Origin of the sequence: Erythrobacter sp. THAF29 (assembly GCF_009363635.1) — a bacterium.
In the GTDB taxonomy this organism is placed as follows: domain Bacteria; phylum Pseudomonadota; class Alphaproteobacteria; order Sphingomonadales; family Sphingomonadaceae; genus Erythrobacter.
Genome location: NZ_CP045392.1, coordinates 2,986,230 through 3,006,891, shown reverse-complemented (window position 1 = coordinate 3,006,891; position 20,662 = coordinate 2,986,230). Strand labels below are relative to the sequence as shown.

Genomic DNA, 20,662 nt, shown 5'->3' with positions numbered 1-20,662 from the left:
TCTCTTTTGTCATGGCGTGATCGTGTGCCCGTCCGGGTCGGCGCGGATCGCATCGTCGATCGGATCGTCGTGCGCCGCCGCGTCCTCACGCCTTTCCTTGGCTGCAACGCGGGCTTCGTGCTGTTCGCGCGTGATCGGGAAACGACCGAGCCAGAATGCCGCGATGATCGCCAGCGCGGATCCGGCAATGGTATAGATCAGCGCAAGTTGCGCTACCGATGCCGGAGCCACCTGGTCCTGCGGCGTGCCTTGCTCAATCCCGACCGATTGGACGATCAGGCTGGTGACGAGGATGCCGCCCGCCGTCGCGCATTTCTGGACCAGCCAGTTGCCCGAATAGAAAGTGCCCTCCGCGCGCTTGCCGGTCCGTTCCTCGAAGGCCTCTACGATTTCTGCGACCATGGATGTGGCCGAAATGATTGCGACGATAGAGGCGGTGTTGGCGATCACGAGGAGGCCAAGCATCGAATAGGTCGAAACCGCTGTGCCGGTTTCGGGCCAGAGGCCCGACAAGAACAGGACATAGGGTAGAAAATAGAAGATCATCGCGACGATAGCGCCGCCGGCCGATGAACAGGGTTTGCCGAAACGCCTGTGCAGCGGACCCACCAGCACAAACATGAAAAGCACCGAAAGCGCCAACACGCCGGGGTAGAGCTGGAAGGCGAGTTCATCGAATTTCCAGACGTAATTATTGACGTATTGCGTCATCGAAAAGTTCATGCCTTGCCCGACATAGGCGGCTAACCCACCGGCGGCGAATACGAGAAAAGCTTTCTCCTTGAACGCGTCAAAAATTTCGCTGAACGCTCCCGCGAGCGAAAAGGGAGGTGGGCGGTGCGCTGGGCGCTGGGCAACGATCCGGTGCTGTCCAGCCGCCGATCCCACGACAGACAGAACCATCAGGAACGCACCAAACATTCCGAACGCGGCATAGCCTTCGGGTTGCAACTGCGCCTCTGGCGTGGGGAGGAAGATCGTGAAGGCGAGCACCATCATCAGCATGCCGCCGAGCCATCCTGACAGGAAGCGATAGCGGAACAGCGTGGTACGCTCGTCGTAATCGTCCGTGAGCTCGGGAACTAGGCTGACAGATGGCACTTCGCAGGCCGAAAGGAGCAATCGCACCCCCACGGCGAGGGCCACGATCTCCCAGAAGCTCGGCACGCCCGTAAAGGGCGGCGACCAGAGCAGCGACCACATGAAGGCGAGCGGGATCGGGGCAACATAAAGCCACGGAAGCCGACGTCCCCATCGTGTATAGGTGCGATCCGAGAGATGTCCGATCAGCGGGTCAACCAGTGCGTCGATGACAAGCGCAGTCGCCAGCGCCGCCCCGACCAGCCAGGCCTCCACGCCGAGAACAAGATTGTAATACGGCAGGAGGAAAAAGCTGAAGCCGAGATCCTTCACACCGAAGGCAATCGCGCCAGAGCCATTTGTGAACTTGAGCCACTGCGGCAGTTTGCCTTTTACGAATCCCATGCAGGCTCCGTGATCGCTTTGGCCAGAGCCGCGAATCCGCTCACAAATTCTCTCCCCAACAAGGCCGCGCAGCCTACGCGCCATGTCAGTCGCGTCAACGCAATCTCGCTGACGCTACGGCATGGGGGACAGCCGTCGCTCACCAAAATCGGTCCTTGCTTGCAACCGGTCGATGCCCATAACGTAAGCGTCAAGTGAGAGACCAAAGAGGAGAGTCGGCACATGTCCGATCTTGAAGCCTTCCGCCAGGAAACCCGCCAGTGGCTGGAAGCCAATTGCCCCCCCGAAATGCGTCAGCCGGTGCGCGATGACGAAGACGTTTACTGGGGCGGTCGCAACGCAACGTTCAAGAACGATGCACAGAAGGCATGGTTCGAGGCGGCTCGCGACAAGGGCTACACGGTACCTTCTTGGCCCAAGGAATATGGCGGGGCGGGGCTTTCGCCTGCCGAGGCGAAGATTCTGCGCCAGGAAATGAGCCGTATCGGAGCACGCCCGCCGCTTTCATCCTTCGGCATTTGGATGCTTGGCCCGGCGCTGCTCAAGTTCGGCACCGAGGGGCAGAAACAGCGCTTCCTCAACGAAATCGCGCGCGGAGAAATCCGCTGGTGCCAGGGCTATTCCGAACCCGGCAGCGGATCGGACCTCGTATCGATGCAGACCTTTGGCGAAGACAAGGGTGACCACTGGGTCGTCAACGGTCAGAAAATCTGGACCTCCTATGCCGACAAGGCCGACTGGATTTTCTGCCTCGTCCGTACAGACAAGGACAATAAGTACCAGGGCATCACCTTCATGCTGTTCGACATGGCAAGCGAAGGCGTCTCGACCAAGCCGATCCTGCTGATCAGCGGCAACAGCCCGTTCTGCGAGACCTTCATGGATGATGTGAAGGTGCCCAAGAGCTATGGCGAGGATGTTCCCGGCTACGTTGGCGAGATCAATCGCGGCTGGGACGTCGCGAAGTACCTGCTAGGTCACGAGCGCGAGATGATTTCGGGCATGGGCGGCGGCGACCGCACTGCGGCGATCGGTTCGGCCATGAAACGCCTTGCAGGAAAGAACGGCGACGATCTCGACCCTGTTCTGCGCAGCGAACTTGCTTTGTTCGACGTGGACGCGCTCGCTTTCACCGCCATGGCCGAAAAGTTCATGGACGAAATGAAGGCGGGTAAGGGCCACCCTGCGCAGCCGAACATGATGAAATATGTCGGGACAGAGCTGAACAAGCGTCGTCACGAATTGATGATGAGCGTGGGCGGTTCGCGCAGCCTCGAATGGGAAAGCGAAGAAACCGGCGGCGGCAAGCCTTCGCGCAACTGGTTGCGCACCAAGGCGAACTCAATCGAGGGCGGCACTTCGGAAGTCATGCTAAACGTGATTTCCAAGCGCATCCTCGAACTGCCTGGTTCCTGAGCGACGCTAGCGCAGACATCACGGGCCGCGCTCGCGTGGAGCGAGGTGCGGCCCGCAGGAAAATTCGGACACTCCGGGAGGAACGGCTTCCATGCCACTTTATCACGATGAAGATCAAACAATGCTGGCCGATACCGCGACCAGCTTCATGGCCGAAGAAGGCAATATCGCAAAGCAGCTGCGTCATTGGCGGGATCGCAATTGCAAGGACGGGTTCGGGCACGGCCTTTGGAAGCAGATGGCCGAGATGGGTTTCACCGGCATGCTGGTAGACGAAGAAGATGGCGGGCTCGGCATGGGTCATGTCGAAGCGGGCATCGTTCTGGAAGAAATCGGACGCAATCTCACGCCATCGCCGTTTCTGACCTCCTCGGTTCTCGCCGCGACAGCTTTGAAGCACGGCTCCAGTGACCTCAAGGGCCGCTACCTGCCGGGACTTATCGAGGGTGAAAGCGTGTTCGCGGTCGCCATTGACGAGACTGCCAAGCACCGCCCCAGCCGCATCACAACCAGGGCTGAAAAATCAGGGAACGGTTTCAAGCTTACAGGCTCCAAGAGTTTCGTGATCCAGGGCGCGAGTGCGGATATGCTGGTCGTTGCGGCGCGCACCAGCGGTTCGGATGAAGACGAGGATGGCATCACGCTGTTCGCCGTTCCAAAAGACGCGGCGAATATGAGCCACGATGCTGTGCGTCTCGTCGACAGCTCGATGGCAACGCACACCAAGTTCGACGGGGTCGAATTGGATGGCGATGCCGTGATCGGCGAGGTCGATGGCGGACGCGAAATCCTCAACGCCATGCTGACCGCAGGCCGCGTGGGGGCGGCTGCCGAGGGCGTGGGCGTTGCCCGCGGCGCGATGGACATGACCATCGATTACCTCAAGCAGCGCAAGCAATTCGGCAAGCTGATCGGTGAATTCCAGGCGTTGCAGCATCGCGCCTCGCATCTCTACTCCGAAGTCGAAATCGCGCGCGCCGTCGTCATTAAGGCACAGCAATTGCTGGACGAGGGCGCCGAGAGTGCGGAATTGATGAGTTCGGTCGCCAAGGCCAAGGTCGCCAAGGCTGCCGGGCTGGCGGTCAAGGAAGGCGTGCAGATGCATGGCGGCATCGGCATGACCGACGAATACGACATCGGCCTTTACATGAAGCGCGACCGGGCCTTGCAGGAATTCCTCGGCGACGCCTATTTTCACGCCAACCGTGTGGCAGAATTGAGCGGATATTGATCATGGATATTCAATCACTTTTTGGCCTCGATGGCCGTATCGCACTTGTCACCGGCGGCAGTCGCGGCATCGGCAAGATGTTCGTCGAGGGTCTGCTCGCTGCCGGATGTGCGCGAATCTACATCTCGGCGCGCAAGGTTGAACAGATGCAGGAAACCATCGCCGAATTCGGTGAAGACAAGGTGATCGGCATCCCTGCCGACTTGAGCCAGATGGACGGCATCCAGCATCTAGCCAACGAGATGGCGAAGCGGGAAGATCGGCTCGATATCCTTATCAACAATGCTGGCGCCGCCTGGGGGCAACCGTATCTTGAATTCAGCGAGGCTGGCTGGGACCGAACCATGGATCTCAACGTGAAGACCCCGTTCTTCCTGACGCAGAGGCTGCACGAGTTGTTGGTCGCAGGCGGCAAGGGCGATCATCCGGCCAAGGTGATCCATGTTTCCTCGATTGACGGGCAGCGGATCAACCCATGGGAAACCTACGCCTACCAGGCTTCCAAGGCGGGCGTGATCCAATTGACCCGCAGGATGGCCGCGCGGCTCATCCAGGACAACATCGTCGTAACCTCGATCGCGCCCGGCGCCTTTGCCAGCGAAATGAACAAGGCTGCCAAGAATGCGCCGGATGCCTCCGCATCAATGATCCCGGCCAAGCGGATCGGCTCGCCCGAGGACATGGCGGCCGCCGCAATCTACCTGTGCAGCCGTGCAGGGGATTATGTGGTGGGCGAAACGCTCACCGTGGACGGCGGTGTGGTAAATGCTTCGCTTCCCAATATCTTCAATGATCCTGCAGGGTAATGCGATCGCGCGGTTGAAAACCCATTTCGGTAACCCGGGGAAAGGTTTGGCCCTTACCCGGGATTTTCCCCTCAAAGGCCGGCTTGGAGCGTAAGGATCTGACCAGACGATCTAGTCTGGGGTCATACTGCTGTCAGGCAACATCGTGGGCAGGATCGGCATCATTCGATGCATGTCGACACCGCTACGCCTAGCGTCGATGGCGCTCTGGACAGAAGCCATCAGGCTGGGCAATTCGTAAGGTTCGGCCGCGCCCAGGTCGACCGTGTAGCCGAGATCTTGCAAACTCGCTGCCGTAAGGCGGCTCAACGGGTTCGGAGCCGCCGAGATAAATCCGGACATCAACTCGTCGCGAAACAGGTCTTCGCGCCAATGCGAATCTGCCGTGCCCGGACCGCCTCGGTTTTCAACGGGAACGTCGGTCGGTTCTTCGCCGAGCAGCTTTCCGAACTCCATCCTCGCCGCTGGTCCTACAAAAACAGGATTGTCCGTGCGTGCGCCGACCAGGAGGCTCTTCTGCTCCCAGATCGTGCCAACACCGAGCACGTGCCCCATCTCATGCGCGATCACATCGTCGAGCGTCCCGACCTCCTTAAGTTGTGAAAGGTCTGCGCTGTCGAATATCATTCTGCCCTTGGCGGGGATCGCAGCGGCAGGTCCGGCGGCAGCCGGTCGGAGGGCGGTCGGGCCTGCCTGTCCAAGGATTCGCCCAGGGCCATCGATGTCGGCGCCCTCGGCAAGGATAAGCACGTCGTCCACGAGCTCTCCGTCGACCACCACAGATGGCAATTCGCCCGTAATGACCTCAGTCCAGCGCATGGCAGCGCTGGCAAAGGCATCTTGCTGACGCTGCGACAGGCCGGCGAGAAATCGCACCTCGATTGCGAATGCGCCTTCCGGTTTGGCCTCGACGCCTTCACCCCGACAAGCCAGAAACCTGCTTTCGAAATCTTGCGACCTGTGATGAACTATAGCCATGTTCAGCGCCCTTTGCGGAGACGCATTACGATGCACCACAGTGCGGGTTCTGCGCAAAGCAAGAAGGGATATGTCGCCGGTTCAAAGGGGCGAACCGAGGAAAACCGTTACCCGCCCATCAATTCGCGCACGAACGGTATCAAACCGGTCTGTCGGGTGCGACGCATCCGTTCGGCATCGAGTACCTCACAGACACGCTCAAAACATTCATCGACATTATCGTTGATCACGACATAGTCATATTCCGCCCAGTGGCTGATTTCGGCGCGGGCCCGCTCCATACGCTCGTCGATCACCTCGCTAGAATCCTGCGCGCGCGCTTCGAGCCGGCGGCGCAATTCGGCAAGGCTAGGGGGCAAGACGAAGACCGTGACAACGTCCTGGTCGTCCTTTTGCTTCAGTTGCTGTGTTCCTTGCCAGTCGATGTCGAAGAGATAATCCTGCCCGTTCTTCAATCCTTCGCGAATGTGTCCCTTGGGCGTGCCGTAGCGATGTCCGAAGACATGCGCCCATTCATAGAACTCGTCTTCTTCCACCATCCGGTCGAATTCTGCGTCCGTAACGAAATGATAGTGGACGCCATCCACCTCACCCGGACGCGCCGGCCGGGTTGTGGCGGAAACCGACAGTTTAATCTCGTCATCGGCCTCGAGCAGCATGCGGGATAGTGTCGTTTTGCCCGCGCCGGAGGGCGAGGAAAGGATGAACAGCAGCCCGCGCCGCGCAAGTTTGTCCGTGGATTTGTAGTCGCCCATGCGTCCCGTTGCACGAAAGGCGTGACCGAAATCAAGGGTCGAGGTCGATCAAGTCCCGCCTAATCGCGAGTGAGCAGCTTGCGCCGTTCGCGTTTGCGACGCTGGCGGGCCTTGCCGCGGTCGTAGAGTGTCTTGGCGACAAGGCCAGTGGCAACGATACCGAGGCCAAGCGGTGAGCGTGTCGCGAGCTTGCTCGCACCATACAGCCCGAGCGTCGTGATAAGTGTCTTCCCGTCGAGAAGTTTCTCGGCTTCGTCATCATCGCGATAGCTCGCCTTCGCAACGCGCCGTTCGATCTTCTGCCGGAAAAGACTGGCGGCCCCGCGCACAACGATATCGGCGATCAGGAGGTTGGTGGCCGGGTTGGGGCTAGGGGCGAGCAGTGACGTCCGCGTTTCCTCCTCCACCTCGCTTTTCGCAAGGGTACGGGTGAAACGGTCTGGCTTGGGCTTCTTCATGACGGTTCAACGCGCGGGGTGCAGGACGGTTTCCCGCGCCCGCGGGGCTATTTCTTGCGGCCGAAATCGACCGTGACGACATTCGAACCATCGCCGTCGCCATTGTCGTCGGGACCGCCCTCAGAACCGTCGTTCTCCGCATCCTCGTGCGCTTCGGGAGCCATGTCGGCGACGGTTGCCTGGAATTGCAGGCCGAAGTCGACTGCCGGATCGACGAATGCGGTAATCGCCGCGAAGGGCACCTGAAGCTTGGCCGGGATCTGGTTGAACGAGAGGCCGACCGAAAAGCCTTCTTCGCCGACCTCAAGGTCCCAGAACTTGTTCTGGAGTACGATCGTCATTTCGTCGGGAAAGCGCTCACGAAGGTGCGGCGGGATCGAAACCCCCGGCGCACCGGTCTTGAACGTGATGTAGAAGTGGTGGTTGCCCGGCAATTCGCCGCCACCGCTTTCGATTTCGCCGAGAACACGGCCAACCACGGCCCTCAGGGCCTCCTGCACGATCTCGTCATACGGGATCAGGCTGTCGGGTGTGTCTTCGCTCATGCAATAAGTGGTGGAGCGGTGCGCGGCGCTGGTCAAGCCTTTCGAGCGATTGACACGGATTTTCAATCGCTCGGCCTTCACGTCGACTGCACTTGAGCGGCTTGCTTTGGCTGCTGACGCGCCTATAGCGCTGGCCATGCCAAAAACTGCCGAAAACGCCGCCCGCACGGGGACGATCGAGCGTAACACCGCCGAGACCGAGATCGCGATCAGCGTCAATCTCGATGGCGACGGCACCTATGATGTTTCGACCGGGATCGGCTTTCTCGATCACATGGTCGAACAGTTTTCGAAGCACTCGCTGATCGACGTTTCAATGAAGGTGAAGGGAGACCTGCATGTCGACCAGCACCACACGACCGAGGATTCGGCTATCGCGCTCGGGCAGGCGATTGCCGAGGCTCTCGGCGACAAGGCGGGAATCGGTCGCTACGGCCATGCCTATTCGCCGATGGACGAGACGCTGAGCCGCGTTGCGCTCGATATATCGGGCCGACCCTATGTTGTGTGGAATGCGGGATTTACGCAGGAAAAGCTCGGCGAATGGGATACCGAGCTGATCGAGCACTGGTTTCACTCGGTTACGCAGGCAGCGGGGATCACGCTTCACGTCGAACTGATCTACGGCAAGAACAACCACCACATTTGCGAAAGCATCTACAAAGGCTTTGCCCGCGCGATGCGCATCGCGGTCGAACGCGACCCGAGGAAAGGCGGCGCGATCCCGAGCACCAAGGGGCAGCTCGGTGGCTGAAATCATTGCCTTGGTCGATTACGGCGCGGGCAATCTGCATTCGGTTCATAACGCGCTCAACGCGGTCGGGGCGAATGTGAAGGTCACCGCCGACCCCGATGTGGTGCGCGCGGCAGACCGGATTGTGCTGCCGGGGGTGGGCTCGTTCAAGGCGTGCGCGCACGGCCTCAAAGGGGTGCCCGGCATGGTCGAGGCGCTTGAGGAGCGCGTCGAGCTTGGAGGTGCCCCGTTTCTCGGGATATGCGTCGGGATGCAATTGCTCGCGACCCGCGGGCTAGAGCACGGCACGACGCGCGGGCTCGGATGGATTCCCGGCGAAGTGCGGCGGATCGAGCCGTCCGATCCGGCGATCAAGGTCCCGCACATGGGCTGGAATGACGTCGCGATCCTGCCGCATGCTCGCGTCAACGGCGTGATCGAGGAAGGCGAAGCCTATTTCCTCCACTCCTACCATTTCGTCGCCGACGACCCGCATCACGTTGCGGCGATGACCGACCACGGAGAGGGGCTGGTCGCGGCGGTCATGCGCGCCAATATGGTTGGCGTGCAATTTCATCCTGAGAAGAGCCAGGCCTTTGGCTTGGCAACGCTCGCAAAATTCCTGGAGTGGAAGCCTTGATCGTTTTCCCCGCAATCGACCTCAAGGGCGGCGAAGTCGTGCGGCTGGCCGAAGGCGACATGGACCGCGCGACAATCTATGGCGACGACCCGGCGGCGCAGGCGATGATCTTCGCCGAAGCTGGCGCGGAGCACCTGCACGTCGTCGACCTCGACGGCAGCTTTGCAGGCGAGGGGCGCAATCGCGAGGCGGTCTCAGCGATTGTCGAGCGGTTTCCGGGCTATGTGCAGTTGGGTGGCGGCATCCGCGATGCGAAAGCTGTTGAGGACTGGTTCAATCTCGGCGTCGCGCGGATAGTGATGGGCTCCGCCGCGCTGAAGAACTCCGAATTCGTGAAAGACATGGCGCGCGAATGGGAAGGCGGCATCGTGGTCGCCGTCGATGCCAAGGACGGCATGGTCGCAACCGAGGGCTGGGCCGAGGTGTCGGACGTGCCCGTGGTCGATCTCGCCCGCCGCTTCGAGGACGCAGGCGTCGCCTCGCTGCTGTTTACCGACATTGGCCGCGACGGGCTGCTCAAGGGCGTGAATATCGACGCGACGGTCGACCTCGCGCAGCGCGTCGACATCCCCGTGATCGCCAGCGGCGGCGTCAAGGGTCTCGACGATATCCACGTGCTAGCAATGCACGCGCATAACGGTATTGAAGGCGTGATTACGGGACGCGCGCTCTACGAGGGTAAGCTGGACCTCGCGGCTGCGATCGCGATGGGGACGCGGGCATGACCGTTCGCATCCGCGTCATCCCCTGTCTCGACGTCGCCGACGGGCGCGTGGTGAAGGGCGTCAACTTCGTCGATCTGAAGGATGCAGGCGACCCGGTCGAGCAGGCGCGCGCCTATGACGAGGCGGGGGCGGACGAGCTGTGCTTTCTCGATATCTCCGCGACGCATGAAGGCCGCGGGACGCTGCTCGACATTGTGAAACGCACTGCGGAAGTGTGCTTCATGCCGCTAACTGTCGGTGGCGGAGTATCCTCGGTCGAAGACGCGCGCGCTTTGCTACTCGCGGGCGCGGACAAGGTTGCGGTGAACTCGGCTGCGGTAAAGCGGCCCAAGCTGGTCGAGGAAATCGCCAGGAAATTCGGCAGCCAATGCATCGTCGCGAGCGTCGATGCGAGGCGCGTCGCTCCTGAAGTGCCCGTGCAGGGAGAAGCCCCGCAAGAGGGGCCGCGTTGGGAGATTTTCACCCATGGCGGCCGGAAACCGACCGGGATCGACGCGGTCGAACATGCTGTGAAGCTTGCCGAAATGGGCGCGGGCGAGCTGCTCGTCACCAGCATGGATGGCGACGGGACCAAGGCGGGCTACGATCTCGAACTGATCCGCACCATTGCGGACGCGGTAAGCATCCCGGTGATCGCCAGCGGCGGGGTCGGCACGCTCGACCACCTCGTCGAAGGCGTTACAAAGGGTCACGCGAGTGCAGTGCTCGCCGCCTCGATCTTCCATTTCGGCGAACATTCGATCAGCGAAGCGCACAAGGCCCTGCGGGATGCGGGCTTGCCTGCGCGCGGGGTTTAGGCGAAATCGCCGCCATGAGCACATTGGAACGCCTCGAAAGGACAATCGCCGCACGCCGCGCCGCGTCGCCCGATGAAAGCTATGTCGCGAAGCTGAATGCGAAAGGCCTGCCAAAGATCGCGCAGAAGCTCGGCGAGGAAGCGACCGAAGCGGTGATCGCTGCGCTTTCCGGCAGCAACGAAGAACTTGTGGGCGAGGCCGCGGACCTGCTTTTCCACCTGCTGGTTCTGCTCGATGCAAAAGGCGTATCGTTCGATCACGTGCTGGGCGAACTCGAACGGCGCGAAGGGCTTTCGGGCCTCGAGGAAAAAGCAAACAGAAAGGGCGGCTGATGCCAATCGATCCCACGCTTCCCTACGATGACGACAACATCTTCGCCAGGATCCTGCGCGGCGAGATCCCTTGCCAGAAAGTCTACGAAGACGATTGGGCATTCGCATTCGAGGACATCAACCCGCAGGCCAAGGTGCACACCCTGGTCATCCCTAAGGGCAGATATGTCAGCTGGGACGATTTTTCGGCCCGTGCCTCTGACGCGGAAATCGTCGGCTTTGTCCGCGCGGTCGGAGAAGTCGCGCGGCGCAAGGGATTGGTAGAGCCCGGCTATCGTCTGCTTGCCAATATCGGCGCTCACGCAGGGCAGGAAGTGCCGCACCTTCACGTCCACATCTTCGGCGGCGAACCGCTCGGCCCGATGATCTGGAAACGGTAGAGTCTTTTGCCGCAACCCCCTTGCGAGGGCTGCGACACCGAATTTCGTCGCACGTCAGATTCATTCTGCCGCCGTTCAGCTAACAGGCCGCAAACGCCGCTTTCCAGCGATTCCCCGCTGCGCTAGGTGGCTCTTCGATGGTTGAACCAATTCCCCCCGGCGGCGTCTTAGACGGACCACGGCATCTTTACGCCGTGCGCGTTTATTACGAGGATACCGACCTTTCGGGCATAACCTATCATGCCAACTACCTGCGCTGGTTCGAACGGGCGCGTTCCGATCTCTTGCGCATGCTCGGCATCGACCAGCGCGCCGCGATCGAAGCAGGCGCCAATGGGGATGGTGGCGCCTATGCGGTGTCCGAGATCAACCTCAGATATCTCCGTCCGGCAAAGCTCGATGACGATGTCGTGATCGAGACGAACTGCACCGACCTTGGTGCGGCAAGTTGCCGAATGCACCAGATTGCCCGGCGGGGCGACGAAGAGCTTTGCGAGGCGACCTTGCGCGTCGGTTTTATCTCTCTCGAAGGACGCCCAAAGCGCCAACCCGCCGAATGGCGCGCCGCGTTCCAATCTCTCATGGACCAAGAGGCCCGATGACCAATATCCTGACCTTGTTAGCATCCACCGGCACGCGGCTCGACCCGCTCGAGCTGTTCCTGGATGCAGATATCGTTGTCCAGGCGGTGATGGCCGGGTTGATCCTGGCGAGTATATGGGTGTGGACGATCATTGTCGCTTTCAGCATGCGTATGCGCCGGATTGAGCGACGCGGTCTCGATTACGAACACGATTTCTGGGAGACGCGCGAACGCGAGGCGCTCCTCACCAAGCAGCAGCGACGCGAAGTGCCCTCCGCGCGTGTTGCGGCTGCGGGCCTCGACGAGTGGAAGAAATCGACCAGCGGCGGTGTGCGCGACAAGGCAGCTGCGCGCGAGCGGATCCAGGCCGCAATGGAAGGGCAAGTCGCGCATGAAGCGGACGAACTCGCCTCGCGGCTCAATTTCCTCGCCACCACCGGCTCGGTCGCCCCGTTTGTCGGGCTGTTCGGCACGGTCTGGGGGATCATGAACAGCTTTTTCCAGATCGGCGCGCAGGAAAGCTCGTCGCTCGCCGTGGTCGCGCCGGGGATTTCGGAGGCTTTGTTTGCAACGGCCATCGGGCTTTTTGCAGCTATCCCGGCGGTGATCGCCTACAACCGGTTTTCGAACCGCGTGAACCGCTTCGAGGCTAGGCTTCAACGGTTCGCCGACCGGGTGCATGCGGGCCTTAGCCGCGAATTGGATAAAGCCTGATGGCGATGGGCCTTGCCTCATCTCGCTCGGGCCGCCGGTCCCGGCGTGCGCCCATGTCGGAAATCAACGTGACGCCGTTTGTCGACGTGATGCTGGTGCTGCTTATCATCTTCATGGTCACTGCGCCGTTGCTTGCCGTAGGCGTTCCTGTCGAGCTGCCCGAAAGCCGGGCCAATCCGGTCGACCAAACGCCCGAACAGATCACCATTTCGGTCGATGCGGAAGGCGTGATCTACATCGACGATGCGATGGTTGCCGACGGCGGATTTCCCGCCGCGCTCGCAAACCTCAATTGCACCTCCGGCGACCAACCGCTCATCGTTTTCCGCGGCGACCGCGCGATCGATTACGGCCGTACGATGGCGGTTCTCGGCGAGTTGAACCGTGCAGGCTGCAACTCGGTTTCGCTGGTCACCAGCGGTTCAGTTAACGAGCCATAGCGTCGGGCGATTATGGGAGAGACCGCCACTTTCAGGGCCGAGGACAAGGTAGCCATTCCGGTGGCGATCGTGCTTCATGCCGCGTTGGTGGCTGTGCTCGTTTATCAGCCGGTCCCCGACGCTTCATTCACGGGACCGGAACGCATGTCGGTGAGCCTGGCCAGCAAGGTTAGCCTAGAAGCGACCGCTCCCGACCCGTCTCCCGAAAGCCGTGCTTCGATTGCGCCGCAACTTTCCGATGAAGTCACGCCTCCGGTTGAAGAGGTTCCCGATACGCAAGCGCCGCGCGTGGTCTCCGAGCAACCGACGACGCGGGAAAGTCCGCCGCGCGACCGCTCGCGCCCGGATCGCGAACAGCCTCGGCGCGCCGCTCGGCGCGGTGGGGGCAGCCGGATCGGCGAGGACTTTCTTTCGGGGCAGGGCAGCTCGACCAATACCGACCGGACCAGTGCGCCAGCGGCGACATTCGGGCGAACCGAGCGCGCCGCGCTTGCCTCGGCCATCACACGCCAGCTTCGCCCGCATTGGAACGCGCCCAACGGGGTCGATGCCGAAAAACTCGTTTCGATCGTCTCCTGGAAGCTCAACAAGGATGGCTCGCTCTCAGGGCGGCCGACCTGCCGCAACGAGCCGGGCAGCATTACCGAGAGCAATCGCCCGCAAGCGGGCCTCCACTGCGAGCGCGCAATCCGCGCGGTTCAGCTTGCCGCACCTTTCAACCTCCCCGAGCAGTTCTATAGTCGGTGGGACGATCTCGAATGGCAATTCGACAGAAGGCTTTAGGAATGAAATTCACGTCGATTATCAGTGCTTTGACTTTCCTCTTCGCTGTTCCGCTAGCAGCGCAGAACCAGGACCTTGGCGACCCTGTTGGTGAAGGCGGCGAGGCCGAGAGCATCGCGATCGAAGGCGATGACGACGATGGCCCACTGCGCGGTACAGTCACCGACGAAAGCGACTGGGCCGATATCGGCGTCGCAATCCCCGCTTTCGCGACCGACCGTGACCAGCCGACACCGGCCAATGCGAGCGGCACGGCAGCGCTCGGCCGCGAGATTTCGCGCGTCATCACCGCAAACCTTCGCAACAACGGATTGTTCAAGCCGGTAGGTCCAGACAGCCTGCCGCAGCCGAGCTTTGCACAAATCACCTCGCCAAGCTGGGGCAGCTGGAGCGGACGCGGCGCGGAAATGCTCGTGCACGGCTATGTCCGCGCCCGCTCCGATGATCGGCTGGTGGTTGGCTGCTATCTCTATGATGTCGCCCTGCAGGACGAGTTGATCCGCGAAGGCTGGGTGGTGCGCCCGGCTGATTGGCGACGCGCTGCGCACAAATGCTCCGACCTGATTTATGCGCGGCTCACTGGCGAAAACCCGTTCTTCGACAGCCGGATAGCCTACATTGCAGAAACTGGCCCGAAGGATAAACGCGTGAAGCGCCTCGCGGTAATGGACAGCGACGGCGCGAACCACCGTTTCCTGACGCTGGGCAGCGCCACCGCGCTCACCCCGCGATATTCGCCCGATTATTCCAAGATCATGTACCTGAGCTATGTCGACGGTAATCCGCGCATTTATGTCTACGATATCGGCTCGGGCACGCAGACGCTTGTGACCGAAAATCGCAACCCGACCTTGGCGCCGCGCTGGTCACCCGATGGCCGCCATATCCTCTATTCGATGGCCGTCGCCGGCAATACCGACATATACCGGGTGTCAGTCACTGGCGGACGCAGCGTGCGGCTCACCGACACGCCGGGGATCGACATTGGCGGATCCTATTCGCCTGATGGGTCGAAGATTGTTTTCGAAAGCGACCGATCAGGCTCGCAGCAATGCTATGTCATGGACGCCGATGGGCGGAATCAGCGTCGCATCAGCTTCTTCGGCGGGCGCTGTGCAACGCCCGAATGGAGTCCGCGGGGCGACCAGATCGCCTTCACCCGCATTGCCGGTGATTTCAACATCGCTGTGATGAACACTCGCGGGGGAGGTATGCGTGTGCTCACAAACGGCTGGCAAGACGAGGCGCCGACCTGGGCGCCCAACGGCCGCATCATCCAGTTCTTCCGCACCGAGAGGAATACGGGCCGATCGGGATTGTGGCAGGTCGATCTGACGGGCCGGAATGAAAGGCGTTTGCCGACACCGGTGGACGCATCCGATCCCGCATGGGGACCTATCCGCCCCTAACCGTGTTAGTTTATAGTTCCAGAAGGGGCCTGATCCCTATGCCGGCTCCTCGATTTGAAAGGACGATCACGATGACCTCGATAAAAGCAACAATGCTGCTCGTCGCTTCGGCCGCCGCTCTCGCCGCGTGTTCGAAGAAACCGCCCGAAGAGCTCCCCCCGCCGCCCGATTCCGGGAGCGAATCGACTGCCCCTGTGACGACGACAACTCCGAGCGGGCCAAGCGTCGGCAGCCAGGCGCATTTCGAGGAAGCCGTTGGATCATCAACGGTGATCTACTTCGATACCGATCGATTCAACATCGACAGCGCCGATGCCGCAGCCTTGCAGGCGCAGGCCCAGTACTTTGCCCGCTATCCGCAACTGACCTTTACTATCGAAGGGCATTGCGACGAACGCGGGACCCGGGAATACAACCTTGCGCTCGGCGAACGCCGCGCCAATGCCGCAAAGAATTACCTTGTGAGCCTTGGCGTCGCGCCCAACCGGATAACGACGGTCAGCTACGGCAAGGAACGCCCGGCCGCGCTCGCTTCGAACGAAGCCGCGTGGGCCCAGAACCGCCGCGCCGCGAGCGTGATGATCAATTGAGTTGAGGTTTCAGCCGCCCAGGCCGGGAGAAATCTCGGCCTGGACGCTGTAATTACCGGCGGCAGAAGATGGGCCGTCGCCACCGAACAAGTCGATGCGTGCCATGAGGCAAAGGCTCGCAAGTGCGAGCACCGAAAACAGACTGGACAGGGCGAGTTGCTGGCTCATCATAATCTCGTTTCGGGAAAGCCACTAGGCGTGATTGGTGAAGATTACATTGCGATGCAACATTTCACATTGCAACTTGTTCCCGCTTTCCACCGTGTCCATGGGCTGGCTTTGAATTCCCGGCTACTGCGCCTAGGTTAAGCGCGTGATGCCATCGACCAACGACGTTGCACTGACAACCAATGACTAAACCTCGCCGATCCTTGGACTGGGGCTTCCCGCGCTGGCGCGGATACGAGGCATCGCGTGAGGCTGCCGAAGTGCGCCTGTGCGATCGGCACGGCTGCGAGGAGCCTGGCGATTGCCCTGCGCCCAAGTCGCCCAATAGCTCTGACCGCTGGTATTTCTGTCAGAAGCACGCGGCCGAATACAACAAGGGTTGGGACTACTTCGAAGGGCTCGACAAGGAGCAAAAGGAAGAACGCGCCAAAGCCGAGCGCTCGGAAAGCGCTGGCTACGCCGAGGCCTCCCATTATGGCTGGACAGGCTCGGGCGATGGCTCGCGCAGCGCAGACGAAATGCGGGCTCTGGAGGTGCTCGAACTGGAGGCCGATGCGGGCTTCGATGCGATCAAGAAGGCCTACCGCGCCAAGGCGAAGGAAGTACACCCGGATGTGAAGCCCGGCGACAAAGAGGCCGCCAAACAGTTTCAGGCGATCCAGGTTAGCTACGAAGTTCTGCGACAGGCCGAAGAGCGCCGCGAGTGGCGGGGGTAGGGCCTACTCGCTTCGTGGCCCCGCAAATCCCGGCTTTGCTGCGGTCGAATTGATCGTCGGATTGGGGTTGTCGTTCCACCAGGCCACGTCGGTCCAGGGGCGGGCATCAATTTCGTGGGTCCAGCAGTTCCTGGGCTGCTGCGCGAGATGCCAGTAGGTTTCGGCAAGCGCTCCGGGGTCGATCACACCGTCCTCACCCTTGGACGCCTTGTAAGCCTCGAACTTGTCGCCAAGCAGCTTGCCCAGTGTGTCGGGGGCATCGACCGATCCGTCGACCACGATATGCGCGACGTGAATCCCCTGCGGTCCGAATTCGGCGTTTAGCGTCTGGCACAGCATCCGGCGTCCGCCCATCGCAGCGGCGTGGCTGTGTTGGCCCGCATTGCCCCGCACTGCCGATGTTGCGGAAGTAACGAGCAGTGTGCCCTTTCCGCGCTCGACCATCGCCGGGAACATCGCGTGCGCGAGCCGAAACACACCGAAGCAACCCAGGCGCCAGCCCAGCTCGAATGTCCGGTGCGGCGTATCGTGGAGCTTCCTGTTCCCGATTTGCGCACCGAGATTGTAAAGCGCTGCTTCGATAGGTCCGATATCTCTTTCGACCCGCTCGACCAGTTCCTCGATCGTGCCATCGCCGGCAGCATCGAGGAGGATGCCGCTTGCCGAACCTCCAGCGCCTTCGATCTGGCCGACCAGTCGTCCAAGGCCCTCTTCGTCCGAGCGCCGCGCGAGCACCGCATGATAGCCGCCTTTGGCAAAGCGCGCGGCTGCGTGTCCGCCAATCCCGGCGCCTGCACCAATGACGAGAAAGACGGGCTTGCTCATGTTGCATTCTCCCCGGCGAGCTTCGCCTCATGCGCGGCGAGCCATGCCTCCTCGTCGCCCGGTTCGGGCAGGATGTCACCGCCTTCCATCACCCAGCTTGCGGGCGTGTCGGTCGTGAAGGCGTGAACCGCCTCATCACCGAGTCTCGCATGGGCGCAGACGGACGCTTTCATCTTCGCGCAAATCTGCGCCTTTTGCTCGTCGGTCCGTCCATGGCGGATTTGCCCGTAGAGCATCGCCTGCTTGTCGCCGAGCGGGGGCATGGGAGCGTCTTCGAAGAAAAACACGTGTACGAATTTCGCGGGCGCACCGGTCACGTCGCAATGAATCCGGGTGACGTCGGAGGCGATCTTATGCTTGGCCTCGGCAGGTATTGTGCCTGGCTTCGAATTGCAGGTGTAAAGCGGCATGGCGGCGTCCTCCTTAGGCTTGCGGGTCACTGATTACGGTGACGACTTCATCGGGCGAGCGATCGGCTTCGCGCTCCCATATCTGGCCGAGCTCGCGCAGCAGCGGCTCGCGCTCGGCGAGCGATAGCGCCCGGTCGGCGTTCATGCTGACGAGCACCGAGGTCGAAGGCTTGCCTTCGGTGAAGCCGCTGCCTTTTGGCACCTCGATCCAGTTGACCTCCGGCTCGGCACCGAAAGACTGGCGCGCGAAGTTTACCGTCGCCACACGCAGGCTCTCAGCCTGCGCGTGCGCGATCTGGCCCTCCTGCACGAGGCAGGTACACTGGATTGTCATGGTCGCTCTCCCGTTTCGAAGAGCAACCTATCTCCAAACTCAGACGTGTTCCAGTGCCTGCTCAAAATCGGCGATCAGGTCGTCCGCATCCTCGATCCCGATGCTGATGCGAACGAGGCTGTCGGAGATGCCAAGCTGCTGGCGCCGTGCATGCGGCACCGACAGGTGAGTCATCGAAGCCGGGTGGCTGGCGAGCGTTTCCGTACCGCCGAGACTGACCGCCAGTTTGGCGATCTTGAGATTGTCAAGGAAGCGGAAACATTCCGCCTCGCCGCCTTTCAGGAACACGCTGAAGGTCGAGCCTGCACCCAGGCAATGCCTGTTGTAGATGTCCTGCTGGCGCTCGTCCTCGATCAGACCGAGATAGCCGAGTCCTTCAACCTTTGGATGGGCCTTGAGAAAGGCGCAGACCTTCTCCGCGTTCTCGCCCGCACGCTGCATGCGCAGTTCGACCGTCTCGAGCGAGCGAAGCAGCATCCACGCCGTGTTCGGATCGACGATCCCACCCATCGTGTTGCGCAGCGCGCGGATCGCATCGATGAAACGTTTCCTTCCGGATATGCTGCCTGCGACCAGGTCCGAGTGGCCGCCGACATATTTGGTCAGCGAGTACACGACTAGGTCGGCACCATGATCGAGCGGACGTTGCCAGAGCGGCCCCAGGAATGTGTTGTCGATCGCAATCGGGCAACGATCGGCGTCGAAATGAGCATCGCGCGCCTGCTGGACTGCTTCGATATCGACCAGCGCATTGGTCGGGTTGCCAGGGCTTTCCAGATAGATCAGCGGGACTTCGCCGCCCTGTTCTTCCGCCTGCGCCTTCGCCTTCTTCATGACTTCATCGAGTTCCTCGGGCGTCGCGCCAGCGGGGAAGTCTATGTATGTAACGCCGTATTTCGCCATGATCTTGGCAACGAAGCCTTCGCTTGCCGCATATAGAGGGCCGGAATGGACGATGACGTCGCCGGCCTTGCAAGCGGCGAGCATGAGGATGGCGATGGCGGTCATCCCGGACGAAAAACTGAGCGCTTCCTCCGCGCCGTCCCAGATAGCGAGCCGGTCTTCGAGGATTTCCTGGTTCGGTGCGTTGAAGCGCGAATAGACGAGCCCTTCCGCGCCGCCCGGACGCTGACCGGTAATTCCTTCGAAATGGCGCTTGCCATCCGCAGCGCTGGGAAAGGCGAAGGTCGAAGTGAGGAAGATCGGCGGTTTCAATGACCCTTCCGATAGCGTCGGGTCGTAGCCGTGGCCCATCATAAGGGTCGAGGGCTTGAGTTCCCGACCCGCGATCTTGGTCGTCTCCGGCTTGGGGTTGCGGCGCGGCGTTGGGTTTTCGGTGGCGTCGATGGCATCCGTCATGCGGATATCCTCCCTGTAAAGCGCTCCCAGGAAGGCAGGAGCGAATCCCTAATCGCCTCGCAGGCACCCGCTTCTAACCTCCGCAGAAGCGCCTCTCCATACGGGCCGAATATGGGGCGCGTAATTATCGCGGGATGGTTACATATGCAACGGGTTGCATCATGCGAGTGGCTCGTTCCGACCCCTTGAGAATTCGGCAGCTTTTCCTGCGCCGCGATTGATGCTCGATTGGCCGCAGATAACGAGCAAGCGGGTCGCTTTTCGCACAATAGGAACAGGTGCAAACAGGTTTTCGAGGGGGAAGTCATGGACGATCCATTCCAGATGCAACGCGAGCTGCGCTACGGCGCGCCAGTTTGCGATCAGATCCTGACCGGCAGGCACTTTTCAATCGGGTATTCCTGGTACTTCCGGCAGGCGAAATGGACGCTCGAGATCATCAATCGCGACCGCGAACTGGTGAACGAGATGGACATGGTCGAGCGGCTCGACAATTTCCGTGCCGATACTCGTATCCCGAAACGTTTCAGGGCAGGCCTCAAAGCCTACAAGGGCAGCGGATTCGACCGTGGGCACCTGGTCGCGAGCGCGAACCAGGATCTGCAGGACATCCAGAATTCGGAGACGTTTCTGCTGTCTAACATGTCGCCGATGAAGCCGCAGTTCAATCGCGGCATCTGGGGAAGGCTCGAACACGCCATCCGCGAACTCGATGCACGTGAAAGCACGCTGGAAACCTATGTACTCACCTGCCCGGTGTTCTATTTCGGAGAGAAAGTCGAGATGATCGGCAAGGAGCAAGAGGACTTCGGCATCAGCGTGCCCGTGCCTCACGCCTTTATGAAAAGTGTGCTGACCGAGAACAAGCGCGGACGCTTCCGGCTCTGGACCTTCGAAATCCCGAACAAGCGGCAGACGGACGATCTCGCCACGTTCCTGGTCAAGACCTACGATGCAGAGCAGATCGTCGGCGGGCGGTTCTGGGACAGGATTTCGCGCGAAGACCTTGATCGGGCGAAATCGCGGCCGATAAAGATGTGGTGATCGCGT

At 61.2% G+C, this 20,662-nt stretch carries 27 protein-coding genes; 17 read left to right on the top strand and 10 right to left on the bottom strand.

The features are described 5' to 3' along the window. Positions 1-9: 9 nt before the first annotated feature. Positions 10-1,485 (bottom strand): MFS transporter, encoded by a 1,476-nt coding sequence (locus FIU90_RS14470; protein WP_152435416.1) that lies wholly within the window; start codon positions 1,483-1,485, stop codon positions 10-12. Between the two features lie 222 nt (positions 1,486-1,707). On the opposite strand from FIU90_RS14470, the gene FIU90_RS14465 reads away from it, so the two are divergent. The 3 genes from FIU90_RS14465 (at position 1,708) to FIU90_RS14455 (ending at position 4,938) form a co-directional block, all read left to right on the top strand. Then, entirely contained in the window at positions 1,708-2,901 is a 1,194-nt protein-coding gene (locus FIU90_RS14465) for an acyl-CoA dehydrogenase family protein (RefSeq protein WP_152435415.1), read from the top strand. Positions 2,902-2,992: 91 nt separating this feature from the next. Then, on the top strand, positions 2,993-4,132 hold the full coding sequence (locus FIU90_RS14460; protein ID WP_152435414.1) for an acyl-CoA dehydrogenase family protein: 1,140 nt from the start codon (positions 2,993-2,995) through the stop codon (positions 4,130-4,132). A gap of 2 nt (positions 4,133-4,134) precedes the next feature. Next, the gene (locus FIU90_RS14455; protein ID WP_152435413.1) at positions 4,135-4,938 is read left to right on the top strand and encodes an SDR family oxidoreductase; all 804 of its coding nucleotides are present in this window, start codon (positions 4,135-4,137) and stop codon (positions 4,936-4,938) included. A 111-nt stretch (positions 4,939-5,049) separates the two neighbouring features. On the opposite strand, the gene FIU90_RS14450 is transcribed toward FIU90_RS14455, so the two are convergent. The 4 genes from FIU90_RS14450 to FIU90_RS14435 all read right to left on the bottom strand — a co-directional run bounded on the left by FIU90_RS14450 (position 5,050) and on the right by FIU90_RS14435 (position 7,674). After that, positions 5,050-5,916, bottom strand: coding sequence for a leishmanolysin-related zinc metalloendopeptidase (locus FIU90_RS14450; RefSeq protein WP_152435412.1), 867 nt, complete (start codon positions 5,914-5,916; stop codon positions 5,050-5,052). A gap of 107 nt (positions 5,917-6,023) precedes the next feature. Beyond that, positions 6,024-6,671 carry a guanylate kinase gene (gmk, locus tag FIU90_RS14445; RefSeq protein WP_152435411.1) on the bottom strand — a complete coding sequence of 216 codons (648 nt, stop codon included), beginning with the start codon at positions 6,669-6,671 and terminating at the stop codon, positions 6,024-6,026. A gap of 59 nt (positions 6,672-6,730) precedes the next feature. Further along, entirely contained in the window at positions 6,731-7,129 is a 399-nt protein-coding gene (locus FIU90_RS14440; RefSeq protein WP_152435410.1) for a hypothetical protein, read from the bottom strand. A 47-nt stretch (positions 7,130-7,176) separates the two neighbouring features. Further along, positions 7,177-7,674, bottom strand: a complete 498-nt coding sequence (locus tag FIU90_RS14435) for an SspB family protein (RefSeq protein WP_152435881.1) — start codon at positions 7,672-7,674, stop codon at positions 7,177-7,179. 136 nt (positions 7,675-7,810) lie between these two features. Between FIU90_RS14435 and hisB the strand changes: the two genes are divergently transcribed. The 12 genes from hisB to pal all read left to right on the top strand — a co-directional run bounded on the left by hisB (position 7,811) and on the right by pal (position 15,800). Then, on the top strand, positions 7,811-8,428 hold the full coding sequence (gene hisB / locus FIU90_RS14430) for an imidazoleglycerol-phosphate dehydratase HisB (protein ID WP_152435409.1): 618 nt from the start codon (positions 7,811-7,813) through the stop codon (positions 8,426-8,428). Next, positions 8,421-9,047 (top strand): imidazole glycerol phosphate synthase subunit HisH, encoded by a 627-nt coding sequence (hisH, locus tag FIU90_RS14425; RefSeq protein WP_152435408.1) that lies wholly within the window; start codon positions 8,421-8,423, stop codon positions 9,045-9,047. Before hisB ends, hisH begins: the two co-directional genes overlap by 8 nt. Next, entirely contained in the window at positions 9,044-9,772 is a 729-nt protein-coding gene (gene hisA, locus FIU90_RS14420; protein WP_152435407.1) for a 1-(5-phosphoribosyl)-5-[(5-phosphoribosylamino)methylideneamino]imidazole-4-carboxamide isomerase, read from the top strand. The genes hisH and hisA overlap by 4 nt, the downstream gene beginning before the upstream one ends. Beyond that, complete coding sequence (hisF, locus tag FIU90_RS14415; RefSeq protein WP_152435406.1) at positions 9,769-10,569, top strand: imidazole glycerol phosphate synthase subunit HisF; 801 nt, start codon at positions 9,769-9,771, stop codon at positions 10,567-10,569. The genes hisA and hisF overlap by 4 nt, the downstream gene beginning before the upstream one ends. A 14-nt stretch (positions 10,570-10,583) precedes the next feature. Then, entirely contained in the window at positions 10,584-10,901 is a 318-nt protein-coding gene (locus tag FIU90_RS14410) for a phosphoribosyl-ATP diphosphatase (RefSeq protein ID WP_172970288.1), read from the top strand. Beyond that, on the top strand, positions 10,901-11,281 hold the full coding sequence (locus FIU90_RS14405) for a histidine triad nucleotide-binding protein (RefSeq protein ID WP_152435405.1): 381 nt from the start codon (positions 10,901-10,903) through the stop codon (positions 11,279-11,281). The genes FIU90_RS14410 and FIU90_RS14405 overlap by 1 nt, the downstream gene beginning before the upstream one ends. A gap of 137 nt (positions 11,282-11,418) precedes the next feature. After that, positions 11,419-11,883: a YbgC/FadM family acyl-CoA thioesterase gene (locus FIU90_RS14400; RefSeq protein WP_152435404.1), complete on the top strand. Its 465-nt coding sequence runs from the start codon at positions 11,419-11,421 to the stop codon at positions 11,881-11,883. Further along, the gene (gene tolQ / locus FIU90_RS14395) at positions 11,880-12,578 is read left to right on the top strand and encodes a protein TolQ (RefSeq protein ID WP_152435403.1); all 699 of its coding nucleotides are present in this window, start codon (positions 11,880-11,882) and stop codon (positions 12,576-12,578) included. Before FIU90_RS14400 ends, tolQ begins: the two co-directional genes overlap by 4 nt. Continuing rightward, positions 12,578-13,018, top strand: a complete 441-nt coding sequence (locus tag FIU90_RS14390) for an ExbD/TolR family protein (RefSeq protein ID WP_152435402.1) — start codon at positions 12,578-12,580, stop codon at positions 13,016-13,018. Before tolQ ends, FIU90_RS14390 begins: the two co-directional genes overlap by 1 nt. Before the next feature lie 12 nt (positions 13,019-13,030). Further along, complete coding sequence (locus FIU90_RS14385; RefSeq protein ID WP_152435401.1) at positions 13,031-13,801, top strand: energy transducer TonB; 771 nt, start codon at positions 13,031-13,033, stop codon at positions 13,799-13,801. 2 nt (positions 13,802-13,803) lie between these two features. Then, on the top strand, positions 13,804-15,210 hold the full coding sequence (gene tolB, locus FIU90_RS14380) for a Tol-Pal system beta propeller repeat protein TolB (RefSeq protein WP_152435400.1): 1,407 nt from the start codon (positions 13,804-13,806) through the stop codon (positions 15,208-15,210). A gap of 71 nt (positions 15,211-15,281) precedes the next feature. Further along, on the top strand, positions 15,282-15,800 hold the full coding sequence (pal, locus tag FIU90_RS14375; protein WP_172970287.1) for a peptidoglycan-associated lipoprotein Pal: 519 nt from the start codon (positions 15,282-15,284) through the stop codon (positions 15,798-15,800). A 9-nt stretch (positions 15,801-15,809) separates the two neighbouring features. Here the strand turns inward: pal and FIU90_RS15605 are convergent, their stop codons facing one another. Beyond that, the gene (locus FIU90_RS15605; protein ID WP_172970286.1) at positions 15,810-15,968 is read right to left on the bottom strand and encodes a hypothetical protein; all 159 of its coding nucleotides are present in this window, start codon (positions 15,966-15,968) and stop codon (positions 15,810-15,812) included. Between the two features lie 182 nt (positions 15,969-16,150). On the opposite strand from FIU90_RS15605, the gene FIU90_RS14370 reads away from it, so the two are divergent. After that, a complete protein-coding gene (locus FIU90_RS14370; protein WP_152435399.1) occupies positions 16,151-16,684 on the top strand; it encodes a J domain-containing protein in 534 nt (177 codons plus the stop codon). Positions 16,685-16,687: 3 nt separating this feature from the next. Here FIU90_RS14370 and FIU90_RS14365 read toward each other — a convergent pair whose 3' ends face one another. Genes FIU90_RS14365 through FIU90_RS14350 form a run of 4 tightly spaced genes read right to left on the bottom strand, consistent with a single transcriptional unit; the run spans position 16,688 to position 19,612 of the window. Beyond that, complete coding sequence (locus FIU90_RS14365; protein WP_152435398.1) at positions 16,688-17,509, bottom strand: SDR family NAD(P)-dependent oxidoreductase; 822 nt, start codon at positions 17,507-17,509, stop codon at positions 16,688-16,690. Further along, positions 17,506-17,919 (bottom strand): tautomerase family protein, encoded by a 414-nt coding sequence (locus FIU90_RS14360; RefSeq protein ID WP_152435397.1) that lies wholly within the window; start codon positions 17,917-17,919, stop codon positions 17,506-17,508. Before FIU90_RS14360 ends, FIU90_RS14365 begins: the two co-directional genes overlap by 4 nt. A gap of 13 nt (positions 17,920-17,932) precedes the next feature. Then, positions 17,933-18,253 carry a hypothetical protein gene (locus tag FIU90_RS14355; protein WP_152435396.1) on the bottom strand — a complete coding sequence of 107 codons (321 nt, stop codon included), beginning with the start codon at positions 18,251-18,253 and terminating at the stop codon, positions 17,933-17,935. Between the two features lie 39 nt (positions 18,254-18,292). Next, positions 18,293-19,612: a cystathionine gamma-synthase family protein gene (locus FIU90_RS14350; protein ID WP_152435395.1), complete on the bottom strand. Its 1,320-nt coding sequence runs from the start codon at positions 19,610-19,612 to the stop codon at positions 18,293-18,295. Between the two features lie 306 nt (positions 19,613-19,918). Between FIU90_RS14350 and FIU90_RS14345 the strand changes: the two genes are divergently transcribed. Beyond that, positions 19,919-20,656: a DNA/RNA non-specific endonuclease gene (locus tag FIU90_RS14345; protein WP_152435394.1), complete on the top strand. Its 738-nt coding sequence runs from the start codon at positions 19,919-19,921 to the stop codon at positions 20,654-20,656. Positions 20,657-20,662: the final 6 nt, after the last annotated feature.